Source organism: Trichocoleus sp. DQ-A2, assembly GCF_039961915.1.
In the GTDB taxonomy this organism is placed as follows: domain Bacteria; phylum Cyanobacteriota; class Cyanobacteriia; order Cyanobacteriales; family FACHB-T130; genus FACHB-T130.
The window spans coordinates 61,117-73,589 of sequence record NZ_JAMPKD010000005.1 but is presented as its reverse complement, the minus strand read 5'-3'; the positions used below and the strand labels follow the sequence as shown (position 1 = coordinate 73,589).

At 46.4% G+C, this 12,473-nt stretch carries 9 protein-coding genes; 4 read left to right on the top strand and 5 right to left on the bottom strand.

The features are described 5' to 3' along the window. Positions 1-209: 209 nt before the first annotated feature. Positions 210-1,445, bottom strand: coding sequence for a glycerophosphodiester phosphodiesterase (locus NC997_RS06045; RefSeq protein WP_190530121.1), 1,236 nt, complete (start codon positions 1,443-1,445; stop codon positions 210-212). 477 nt (positions 1,446-1,922) lie between these two features. Here NC997_RS06045 and NC997_RS06040 point away from each other — a divergent pair, with 477 nt between their 5' ends. Next, positions 1,923-4,583: a M1 family metallopeptidase gene (locus tag NC997_RS06040; protein WP_190530085.1), complete on the top strand. Its 2,661-nt coding sequence runs from the start codon at positions 1,923-1,925 to the stop codon at positions 4,581-4,583. 115 nt (positions 4,584-4,698) lie between these two features. Here the strand turns inward: NC997_RS06040 and NC997_RS06035 are convergent, their stop codons facing one another. Next, positions 4,699-5,955 (bottom strand): Na/Pi symporter, encoded by a 1,257-nt coding sequence (locus NC997_RS06035; protein ID WP_190530083.1) that lies wholly within the window; start codon positions 5,953-5,955, stop codon positions 4,699-4,701. Between the two features lie 656 nt (positions 5,956-6,611). On the opposite strand from NC997_RS06035, the gene NC997_RS06030 reads away from it, so the two are divergent. Continuing rightward, a complete protein-coding gene (locus NC997_RS06030; RefSeq protein WP_190413903.1) occupies positions 6,612-8,321 on the top strand; it encodes an AarF/UbiB family protein in 1,710 nt (569 codons plus the stop codon). 243 nt (positions 8,322-8,564) lie between these two features. Then, positions 8,565-8,936: a hypothetical protein gene (locus tag NC997_RS06025; protein WP_190413901.1), complete on the top strand. Its 372-nt coding sequence runs from the start codon at positions 8,565-8,567 to the stop codon at positions 8,934-8,936. 99 nt (positions 8,937-9,035) lie between these two features. Here the strand turns inward: NC997_RS06025 and NC997_RS06020 are convergent, their stop codons facing one another. The 3 genes from NC997_RS06020 to NC997_RS06010 form a co-directional block, all read right to left on the bottom strand. Further along, positions 9,036-9,731 (bottom strand): SH3 domain-containing protein, encoded by a 696-nt coding sequence (locus tag NC997_RS06020; protein ID WP_190413900.1) that lies wholly within the window; start codon positions 9,729-9,731, stop codon positions 9,036-9,038. A 255-nt stretch (positions 9,732-9,986) separates the two neighbouring features. Beyond that, entirely contained in the window at positions 9,987-10,550 is a 564-nt protein-coding gene (gmk, locus tag NC997_RS06015) for a guanylate kinase (protein WP_190413938.1), read from the bottom strand. Positions 10,551-10,581: 31 nt separating this feature from the next. Further along, positions 10,582-10,848: a DUF370 domain-containing protein gene (locus NC997_RS06010; protein ID WP_190413898.1), complete on the bottom strand. Its 267-nt coding sequence runs from the start codon at positions 10,846-10,848 to the stop codon at positions 10,582-10,584. A 723-nt stretch (positions 10,849-11,571) separates the two neighbouring features. Here NC997_RS06010 and NC997_RS06005 point away from each other — a divergent pair. Next, entirely contained in the window at positions 11,572-12,384 is an 813-nt protein-coding gene (locus tag NC997_RS06005) for a PEP-CTERM sorting domain-containing protein (RefSeq protein ID WP_190530081.1), read from the top strand. Positions 12,385-12,473 lie beyond the last annotated feature (89 nt).

Below are 12,473 nucleotides of genomic sequence, written 5' to 3'. Positions count from 1 at the left end.
GTATGTTGCTGAAACTCAAAGGTGTCTAGTAATACTTGTAACTAGAGCTTTCCGTCTAATTACTGAACAGCCATAAAAAAAGCCCGCTTCAGCGGACTTTATTGGTGCGTTCGGATAGATGCGTTCGGCGATGTTTAGCCCAACATCTACAGAGGAAAGCTAATAGGCGAAAGTTATCTGAGTAGTGCCAGTGTAGGACGGATACTCAATCAAGCCTTTTTAAATTTATTTTGGCGACGGCGCAAAATCTCTGCGATTGGGAGAATACCAAACGCCAGTAGGGTTGTGGGTTCGGGAACGTCTTGGCTGCGATCGCCAGCGATCCGGTTGCGAACTGCAACGGCGGTATCTGGAAAGTCGCTAAAGACACCATCAATCCCTAATTTAAAGAATTGTTCGTACTCCAGCTCTGGGTTGCCGTTGTAGTCTGGAGCGAGGAAGAAGTCTTCACTGCGGAAAGTGTAGGCATGAACCAGCAAACCCGCCGCATGGGCGTCACTAATTAGGGATGTGGGTTGTAACAATGGCTTGTCAGCATCGCTAATGACCCCATCCCCATTGAGATCGTCAGGTTGACCATCGCCATTTTGATCGACCGTCTCAGCCGGAATAATCAGACGTTTCCAAGGGCCAATTCCGCTTGCATATTGCGCGATCGCATTCAATCCTGAAGAAGTTATGAGATCGCCATAGGTGCGAGAATCACCACTGACAACAAAATCATACGGCTTGGCGGTACTTGCATCAAACAACTGAACTAGCGGCAAATTCGTCAGTGTTTTGAGAAATTTCAGGTTTGCAACTTCAAAGGATTGAATGAAAACCGCATCATCCGCATCGGTGTAACCGTTCTCGCTGAGGATTTTTACCAAAGGTTCCTCTAACGATAATCCGATGGAATCAAAGTAGGTGGGATGCTTCGTTTCCGGATAAATACCAATCGTGCGACCTTTTTCGGCACTCTTTTTCTTGGCTAGGTCGATAACTTCTTGCAAAGTCGGAATTTCATACAAACCATCAAATTTGACCGATCCGGGGCGCAATTCAGGGATACGCTCTTTCGCCCGGAGAGTCTTGATTTCAGCCAAGGTAAAATCTTCGGTAAACCAGCCGGTGACTGGTTTTCCATCAATTGTTTTGGTTGTCTTGCGGTTAGCAAATTCTGGGCGATTTGCAACGTCTGTCGTTCCAGAAATTTCATTTTCATGGCGAGCAATTAGAACGCCGTCTTTTGTCGAAACTAAGTCAGGTTCAATAAAATCAGCGCCCATCTCAATTGCCAGCTCATAGGCTGCTAACGTATGTTCGGGACGGTAGCCGCTAGCGCCCCGATGTCCAATCACAATTGGAGGGGCACCCGTCAAAGTTGCTGCTGCTGCTTCACCCACTGGAAAAACTGCCAAAGCTGCTGTTGTTAATAAAGCTAGCTTAAAAACGCGCCACATATTGCTTTCCTCACCAATCGGCTCAAGCTTGGTTGATATGAAATTCATCAGTAAATGTACTTAAGTAAATGTACGGTGCCGAGATTAAGCTTGAGCATTAGGCTGGGTAAAGCTAAGTATAAATACCATTTAAAGATTGATTAAAAGAGCAGAGATATAGCATTTGCGCTTGGATAGAATCTGCGATCCCACCCTTTCTCGCTCTGCTTTTTCTCAAGTTGACGCCAATGGGCATAAACACGCCCCTCAAGCCAGCACTTTTTTGAGAGCGCAAGTAGACACAACGCTAAGTGAAGCTTGAAAATCATCGCGCCTGAAGTGACAAAGCATCTGGGTGTTCGCTACAAATTTGGATACCCCGCGCGTCGCTCTGCTTAGAAGAGAAGTCCACCCAGTCTGAAGGCGTTAACCTAAAGAAATAACCTCCTTAGCCCTGATTCTCGGCTATACTTCGGAGTCTTACAGGTCAATCTCACCATGAAGTTGCAGACTTATTTCGATTCAGAAAATAACGGTCACAAATCCTTTGAACTGCCCGGTGCCCGTCCCCACTACAACCCAGATCGACCCGGACAAGTCGAGCATATTTTCCTGGATTTAGCCCTGGATATTCCTAATGAAACCGTCGGAGGTACTTGCGCCATTACCTTACTGCCGGTGCGGAGTGGGATTGACCGTTTAACCTTAGATGCCGTCAACCTAAATATTCAGTCAGTGCAGGTTGACGAAATACCGCAAAGCTTTGACTATGACGGCGAACAACTGCACATCCAGATGCAGACACCTACTCAGGTGGGAAAAACGATCGAGATAGCGATCGCCTACTCGGTGGAGAAACCCCAGCGCGGTATCTACTTTATTTCCCCCAACAAACACTATCCCGATAAACCCGTTCAAGTTTGGACGCAGGGAGAAGATGAGGATTCCCGCTTCTGGTTCCCCTGCTTTGACTATCCCGGACAGTTAGCCACTTCAGAAATTCGGGTCAAAGTTCCCAAACTCCTAGTCGCCATCTCCAACGGATTGCTCATCAAAACCGAGGAAGATAACCACTACAAAACTTATCACTGGTTGCAAGAGCAAGTTCATCCCACCTACCTGATGACGCTCGCAGTGGGTGACTTTGCCGAAATTCAAGATGAATGGAACGACAAGCCTGTCACCTACTATGTGGAGAAGGGCAGAGAAGAAGATGCCCGCCGTAGTATGGGCAAAACGCCGGAAATGATTGAATTTTTCAGTGAAAAATTTGGTTATCCCTACCCCTATCCCAAATACGCCCAAGTGTGCGTCGATGACTTCATCTTCGGTGGAATGGAGAACACCTCCACCACGCTGCTAACCGACCGCTGCTTGCTGGATAAACGGGCATCTTTAGATAATCGCACCACAGAAAGCTTAGTCGCTCACGAACTCGCCCACCAGTGGTTTGGAGATTTAGTCGTCATCAAGCACTGGTCTCATGCTTGGATTAAAGAAGGGATGGCTTCTTACTCAGAAGTGCTGTGGACACACCAAGAGTATGGTTTGCAAGATGCAGCATATTACCTGCTCAATGAAGCTCGCAGCTACCTTGTAGAAGACAGCAGCCGTTACCGTCGCCCGATTGTCACTCATGTCTATCGTGAGGCGATTGAACTGTATGACCGCCACCTCTATGAAAAAGGTGCTTGTGTCTATCACATGATTCGGGCGGAGTTGGGAGACGAGCTATTTTTTAAAGCCATCCACACCTTTGTTCAGGACAACGCCCATAAAACAGTTGAAACTGTTGACCTGCTACGGGCAATTGAAAAAGCGACGGGTCGCAACTTACTATTTTTATTTGATCAGTACGTTTATCGCGGCGGTCATCCAGATTTCAAAGTTGCTTATTCCTGGGATACTGATAGCAAGTTGGCTAAAGTTACCGTTACTCAAACTCAAGCCACCAGCGATACTAACGGCAGTCGTAGCGATTTATTTGACCTAAAAATTCCCATTGCTTTTGGCTATGTCTCAGGAAATTCCCCCAGCGAGAATAATGTAGAGACGTCAGCTTCCTCGTCTGAACAATCCTCCACCGTCAATTTCAAAACTTTCGCAGTCAGGGTTCACGAACGGGAACAAAGCTTTTACTTCCCCCTTGAAGAGAAACCCCATTTTATTAGCTTTGACATCGGGAATAATTTCCTAAAAACGGTGTCCTTAGAGTATCCAGTTCAGGAACTCAAAGCCCAACTGCAATCCGATCCCGATCCCGTCTCTCGCATCTATGCGGCTGAGGCGTTGGCGAAAAAAGGCGGATTGAAGGTCGTAAAAGCGCTTTCTTTCGCCCTGAAAAACGATTCTTTCTGGGGCGTCCGGGCGGAAGTTGCTAAACAGTTGGCAGAAGTTAAACTCGATCAAGCGTTTGACGGTCTAGTTGCGGGTCTAAAAGATAAAGAAGCCTTAGTGCGTCGTGCAGTGGTGCAAGCATTGGGAACGATCAAAACCCATGACAGCTATAAAGCACTGAAACCATTAGTAGAAGATGGCGACCCTAGCTATTATGTGGAGTCCGCAGCGGTTAATGCGATTGGCGGAATTGGGGCGGCAAATCTGGACGAAAAGCCCAAAGAAGAGAAAGTGTTGAAGCTGCTGCAAACAGTACTCAAAGAAAAGGCGGGTTGGAATGAGGTTGTGAGAACTGGCGCGATCGCTGGTTTGTCTCAACTCAAAACTTCGCCCCAAGCGCTGGATCTGATTCTGGAATACACCGCCCAAGGCGTTCCCCAAGCGTTGCGTCTAGCTGCCATTCGCGCTTTGGGAACCATTTCAACGGGTCAGAATAATGTCAACTTGGAACGAATTCTCGAACAACTTGCAGAACTCTCCAAAGAGACATTTTTCTTAACCCAAGTATCAGTCGCGATCGCACTAGGGCAAATGGAGACTCCCAAAGCGATTGGGATTTTGCGAAGTCTTGCCGACCAAACCCCCGATGGACGAGTCCGTCGCATCGCTGAGGAAGCGGTTGAGCGGGTGCAAAAAAATGTTGGATCGGATCAAGCGATCAAGCAACTGCGAGACGAACTCGACCTGATCAAGAAGCAAAACCAGGAACTCAAAAGCCGCTTGGAAAACCTAGAAGCTAAGTCCAGCACCTCAGGTACCTAAGCAATTGCGATCGCATCAACCCGACCTCTCCCCCAATCTCCCCTAACCGGAAAACAAGGATCTCCTTTCCCTGTCACAGTGGAGTTGGGGGAGAGAACCGATAAGTATTGCCTCTCTACACTTTAGTTTGTTCCCTTTGAGGCTCCCCTGCGAGTTGCCGGTTCGATTTACCGCCGGGAATTAGCATTTCCAATCCACGGGCGATTAACGGTAGAAACCCGATAACCAACACTACGCCCAATACGTTGAATATCACCTGAGCATTGGCAATTTGGCGGGCAACATCAGCCCCCCCAGAAATCCACTGGGCAAGGCTTGCTAATTGAGCCGCAAATAAGATCCCCACGACTGCGGTTATCACATTGAAAATCACATGAAAGACACCCGTCCGCACAGCTTCGCGCGATCGCCCAATCGTCGCTACCAACGTGTCAGCACAGGTGCCAACTTCCGCACCCAGCATCAAGGCGATGCCTGCGGGCAATGAGATCAAGCCAGAAGCTGCCAGCGTAATGACAATGGCTACTGTGGCGGAAGAGGATTGAATCAAGACGGTAAACAGCGCCCCAACTAAGGCACCCAGCAGCGGATTTTCCCCTAAGGTTTTCATCCAATCAATAAAGGGTTGGTAGTCCCGGAACGGTTTCATCGCCTCGTCAATCGTGTCTAGACCGAAGAAGAGCAAGCCTATCCCCAATAAAATTAAACCGATGTTCTTCCAGCGGTCTGTCTTGCCCAAAAAATGCAACAAGAAACCAAGGAACAAGGCTATCGGTGCATATTCGTTAATCTTAAAAGCGATCAGTTCAGCGCCGATGGTCGTTCCGATGTTGGAACCTAGAACCACGCCGAGAGACTGGACGAACGTCAACAACCCAGCACTCACCATCGCGATCGTCATGATGATCGTGACCGACGATGAATCTAATATGGTTGTTGCCACCGTGCCAGTTGCCACTGCGGCAAAGCGATTGCTGGTGAACTTATCGATGAGATTTTTTGCGCGATCGCCGGCGATCGCTTCGAGTCCCTCAGCAAGCCGGGTCACACCATATAAAAACAGCACCAGACCCGCCAGCACACCCATGACAATTTTGAAAATATCGATCTTTCCTTTCGTTTCTCCTTCAGACGAGGCACTCTCAGCCTTGTCACTTTTTCCCTTTTCTTCGCCTTCAGCGGAAGCAGGATTCTGCTGTGCCGCATCAGTTCCAGCCGGAGACTGAGCATTGACACTAACTTCTAACGCGGGTGCGTTAAATAAGTGGAAATTATTTCCTGATAGGGAAGGACTAACAATCAAAGCTGTAACTACAAGGCTCAAACCCAACAACTTAAGTATTTTTTTCTTTGAATTTTTTGAAAACAACATGAATGACCCCTCAAAACAATGGCTAGATAAGTTCTCAATCACAGCTGAGGACGAAGTAAACGCTCATGGCAGAGCAAAGCCATAGCACTCGTCATGCTGACCTAAACCAAATTGATACTGATAAAACTCGCTATCGGACTGGCGCTGCGCTTTGACTACCTTGCCCAGCGTCTAGACTCAAAACAGCATTTTCGAGCTGCTGGGTAGACACTAAAGATTTTCGATGTCTCTCCCCTACGGTGCTTACCTCTTCAGAGAGAGATTCACGGCTCTAGTACACTATTTATTCGTAATTTAAAATATACTTAAGATTATTTTAATTTATTCCTTAAGAATAATTAGTCGCTGCTGGTTTTGCTGGTAGGAGACTTTAGCAGTTTTGTCATGGAACCTTGACAGAGAAAAAATAGCAAGTGAGGGAACTGTTTGCTCTCCTAAAGCAGATGGGCGATCCCCGCAAGTGTCTGTAGTTTTGTATACTATAGTTAATAAAACGTTAAAAACCTGGTAAAAATCAATGAGTAAAGTTACGAAAGAATGCGGTCGAAATCCCTGGAAATTAATGTTATTCGATTGATTAGGTTAAATAGTGGCTTGAATACTCCCAGAAGCCGCTAATGGCGAATTAAGTTAGGTTAAAAGAGGCAAGCACAAGCGTGAATCGGTACTCCCTCATCCAGTCTCGGCGCTACGATCCCGAAGCGATCGCCCAGTACTTCCGCTATCGTCCCTGGCGAGTTCTCTGGCGAGCCATCAAAATTATCTGGTTATTTGCAGGGTTTGTTCTTGGCTTAAAGTGGGACGATTGGCTGAACCAGGACTGGAAGAATCGAGAGAAACGCGCCACTCAACTGCGGGAAATCCTCACTCGCCTGGGTCCAACCTTTATTAAAGTCGGTCAAGCTCTCTCCACAAGACCCGACTTAGTGCGGAAAGACTTTTTAGAAGAACTCATCAAATTACAAGACCAACTGCCGCCATTTGATAATGCGATCGCATTCAATATCATTGAAACCGAGCTAGAACGCTCAGTAGAAGAGATATATAGAGAAATATCCCCAGAACCACTTGCTGCCGCCAGTCTGGGTCAAGTTTATCGAGCGCGTCTTCACACCGGCGAAGAAGTCGCCGTCAAGGTGCAACGCCCCAACTTGCTACCAACCATCACCCTCGACCTTTACTTGATGCGATGGATGGCGGCTTGGTTGAGTCCTTGGCTTCCCCTAAATTTAGGGCATAACCTGACTCTGATCGTCGATGAATTCGGTTACAAGTTATTTGAAGAAATTGACTACCTCAACGAAGGACGAAACGCCGAAAAGTTTGCCACTAATTTCCGCGATGACCCCAGCGTTAAAGTCCCAGCCATCTACTGGCGCTACACCAACACTCGCGTCCTGACTCTAGAGTGGATTGACGGCTTCAAACTGAACGATACCGAGCGCATTAAAGCAGCCGATTTGGAAACCGATACCTTGATCGAGATTGGCGTCACCGCCGGTCTACGACAGCTATTGGAATACGGCTTTTTCCATGCTGATCCCCATCCAGGTAACCTGTTTGCCCTGCCAGATGGTCGTATGGCTTATATAGACTTTGGCATGATGGATCAGATGGAGGAGGATACCAAAGAAACCCTCGTCAGTGCCGTTGTTCACCTAATTAACAAAGACTATATTGAGTTAGCCAAAGACTTTGTTAAGCTAGGCTTTTTGACGCCAGAAACGGATATTGTTCCGATCATTCCGGCACTAGAAAGTGTGCTAGGAGATGTCATCGGCGAAAGTGTACAAGACTTTAACTTTAAGACAATTACAGACAAGTTCTCGGAACTGATGTATGACTATCCGTTCCGAATTCCGGCGAAGTTTGCCTTAATTATTCGTTCCCTGGTGACACAAGAGGGATTAGCTCTCAGCTTGAATCCCAATTTCAAAATTGTCGAAGTTGCCTATCCCTACGTAGCGCGGCGTTTGCTGACTGGCGAATCTCCAGAAATGCGACGGCGATTGATTGAAGTCTTGTTCAAAGACGGCAAATTCCAATGGCAGCGGTTAGAGAACATGATTGCGATCGCTCGCTCAGATGATAACTTCGATCTATTGCCTACGGCTCAACTAGGATTACAGTTTCTCCTCTCTGAAGAAGGACAATTTCTGCGACGCCAAGTGCTAATCGCTTTGACAGAAGATGACCGACTTCATACCGAAGAAGTGCGACGTCTATGGAATCTAGTGAAAGATGACCTGAAGCCGTCACGGTTGTTTAATGTAGCCCTCGGAGCCTTGACGGAACTCTCCACTGAAGGAGTCGCCGCACTATTACCTTCTTTTGCCACACTTGCTGCCTTGCAGGAGAGAGAATAAAGTGTTGGGTCTTAGGGAATCGGTAATGAGTAATTGGTAATTGGCGCGGTGTGCAACTTTCTGTATTTCTCCCTCCATCTCATGGGGGGATTGGGGGAGCTGACAAAATTTGCTTGACATTTCGATCGCCCCAACCCCTGATAAATTAGAGGCTGAGAAAAAGTTGCACATAGCGGTAATTGGTAAATCTTCCATTACCGATTCCCCGTTGCCCATTTACCCGTTACCTATTAGGAGTTTTTAGTGTACTATTTCCCAGATCCGCCGTATTTTTTACTTGTTTTCGGTTTGTTTGCTGGAATAACCTGTGGTCTTGCTTTTGAAGCCACCCTCAAACAGCAAGTACGGGAATGGTCAAAGAACCGCTCTACCCGGACTTTGGCTCAGATGCAAGGGATACAATTACAGTTGCCATTCTTGGGAATTTGTGGCGGAATCTGTCTGTTTCTAGTAGCTGGATTAGAGATTTTTGGCTTTCCTGGATGGCTGTCTTTTGGGACTTCGATGCCACTCACTCTATTTATTGGCATGTTAGTTTGGTCGCAACTCAAAAGCCTTTTAGGTCAGCTAGAACGCGGTGGCTCTCGCGCACTTGATTTAGATGCTTGGGAATAAGCGATTAGCGATTCGCTTTGCTATTTAAAAGAGAGAGGGTAAGCAACTGCTTACCCTCTCTCTTTTAGATTAAATAGCAATGATTATTTGGAACCGATATTAGTAGACATCCGCGAAGTCCCAACCATCAACATAGCCCAAAGGCCCTGGCGTCGCCCCAGGAACAACAACTTTATACCACTTGTTGCTCCATTGGTTTTGGTCTGGATGGAAGTCTAGAGTTGTGCCAGTGGGTAAAGTTTTAATAATGCGACCCGAACATGGCGATGACCGAACATTTAACGGCCCTTTTGTTACGCGAACCTTTCCAGGAGCGAGAGGATTAACGATCATCCATCCTTGAGCGCGATTGCTATCACAAGCATTGGTAGAATTAAATCCGTAAGTTACGCGAATCCAAGTATAACCATTGCCTTGCTGAGTACCTCCGCTAGGATCGTTGAGAACATCAGCTCCGGGTCTAGCGACCCGCAGGATACGGCAGCTGGTACTGGGACAAGAGCGAATGTTCACGGTACTCAGGACGTTATAAACCCGACCATCATCCGTCGCCGTGCCAGCGATACCTGCACCGAGAGCATTTGCCGTACCAACCCTAGCTTTTATCGCTTCGCGGGCTGTCTGAGCTTCCGTAACACCGCCCGCTTGTTCTGGTGCGACAGTTCTGGGAGCAAATTTGTTACCATCTTGAGAAGGTTCAGCTAAATTTTTGGGGACGGACAAACCTACTGCAAGGGCTAGTAGCGTAACCGTTGTGGCACATCCACCAATTACTTTAAGAGATCCAAGGCGCATAGTAGTTCTTTTCCTTTAAATCAGTCTGTGAAGGTCGTTTTCCTTCCGCATGTTATTAAACACAATGATGCAAACTGATTTTTCGGACTTGCCTACAATCAAAAATTCCATATCTATCTCAAGATATATTTAAGAGTCAATAGGGAACTTTTTGAGCCTAATTTTTATCTTTATTCCAATTTTCCAGCTCTAGAAAAAGGCGATCGCTTTTATAACTGAAAGCGATCGCCTTTGTGATTTAAAGCGGGAAAAAATTCAACAGCTTGCCGGTGTGAAGATAGCGGCTTCGATACGATTCAGGGCTTTTTCCAGATCGTCGTTCATGATTTGAATATCGAATTCACTCGCCGCAGCAATTTCGGCTTCGGCACGGTTAAGCCGTCGCGCGATCGCTACCTCTGAATCTTGCCCGCGTCCTCGGATTCGATTTTCTAGTTCGCTGACGGAAGGCGGTAGGATAAAAATCTGTAGGGCGCTTGGGAAATTTTGTCTGATCTGCCGCGCCCCTTCTAGTTCAATTTCTAATATCACCCACTGACCCTGCTGGATTTGCTCCTCCACTTGTCGTCGTAGGGTGCCATAACAGTTACCAGCAAACTCAGCCCACTCCAGTAATTCACCAGCTTCCAGCATTTGCTCAAACTGGTTGCGGCTAACAAAATAATAGTGTTTTCCCTCAATTTCGCCGGGACGAGGGGCGCGAGTCGTCGCGGATACAGAATAATACAGTTCCGGATGACGCTGCAAGAGCGATCGCAGCAAAGTACCTTTGCCTACGCCACTCGGCCCAGTCAAAACAATCAGCCTGCCAGTTTTCATGCTCCTGTCACCCGTGAAAATGCCTATTGCCTTAATTGTTGCTGGCATTCACGTCTTTGCCAATCACAAAGCGATGAGCAACGGTTTCAGGCTGAATGGCGGAGAGAATGATGTGGCTGGAATCGGTAATAATTACCGCGCGAGTGCGACGCCCATAGGTTGCATCAATCAACTGCCCTCTATCTCTGGCGTCGGTGATAATCCGTTTAATGGGCGCAGATTCTGGACTGACAATGGCAACCACTCGGTTTGCAGACACGATGTTACCAAAACCGATATTGATTAACTGAATGTCCATAAAAAACTAGCGGCATAACCGCCTAAAAAGCTTATTTAAGTCTAGTTCCCATGTTATCTACAAAATTTTTGACTTACAAGCCTAAAATCCACAAAAACTCGCGTTTTTAAGGGATCGCTGCTTTTTTTTCCCTTTTACCTCTATTATCTATTCCGAAAGGCAGAGGCAGGTTTGACAGTTGCGTTAACATTCAACTGCACAAATTCAACTTAATTCATTTCTCTTGGCGCTGGTTGTGAAATAGATATCCAGCATGACTGGAACAGCTTGAGGGACGCGATCGCTTCACGATTGTCCGTGGAATCGCTCTTCGTTCACAGGGTGGGAAGTATTTCTTTGTATGCCCATAAAAATCAAATTCTACCAGAGGATGGATGGTTGCAACTATTTACGAGATTTTACATAGAGCGCTTATCCGTAGAATTACAATTAATCCGCTTTTTCACCATTTCCATAAAAACAACTACCGTGTTTTTATGGAAACAAAGATTTTTTGACATCCCAAACTATCGAAAACAAAATACTTTTATCTAGGTTTTTCCATAACTTCAAAATATAAACCACAGCGATAAAGTTTCCGTAAAATAGGCTACTTTTAGTAGCGGTCATTGGCATGAGTAATTTATGCTAAAAAAGTAGCGCCAACCAAAGCACGGCAAGCGGGGAAGTAAAGAAAAATCCTGATATACCGTGCTTCACTTACCCAAACCAGGGAATAAAAAAATGGCTATTCGTAAAACACTTATTGGATTATTCGTTGCCACTTTAGGGATATTATCGACTGCCACCCACGCAAAAGCAATTTCTTTAAGTTATCTAGAAACTGACCAAGCCTTTAAAGATTTAAATGTAGATTTATTGTTTGTTGCGGAGGGCCGGATTGGCAGTATCAATAACAGCACTTACGAACTCGATCTGCACGATGATACTGGCAGCACTAATTTTACAGTACAGAAACAACAGGAATTAACAGGTTCAAATTACTGGCAAAGCGGAAGAGTGGATGCTCTCACTCTGGCTTACGACGCACTCACAAAGATCGTTACTTATAAAGTTGGAAACCAAACTTTAGCTTACGATTACACATCGAAATTTACCCAAGGCGTCACAGATATCTTTGTCCGCACTAGAGCAAATAACACGAATAGCAGCATGACGGTCAAAGACTTATTGCTGAAAGATGCGTCGGGTATGAAGTCCATCGCCGAAACTTCTAGCGTTTCATGTACCTTGAGTCCTAATTGCACAACCTGGTACAAGGATGCCAATGGCAATATTTTTGAGGATGTGAAGGGGGGAGTGCAATATCTTCGGATCGGCGATGTATCGGGGAGTTTCAGCCTTACAGGGAATTCAATTATGAGTTGGACGGGAAAAATCCCTACCCAATCCAATCTCGCCTACCAAATCAAAGTTGGGACGACCGATGACTGGAAAAACCAACAGAGCGTTCCAGAACCCAGCGCGACGCTAGGATTGACCTTGGGCGCGATCGCACTCGGCTTAAAAACTCGTCGCCGTCGCCAATCTGTCTAAGCCAATGTGTCTCAACAGAAACGGGTGATACTCATTAACGCACAAAGCTCCTTTAAAATAGCTTTGTGCGTTTTTTTGTCGGAAGTAGC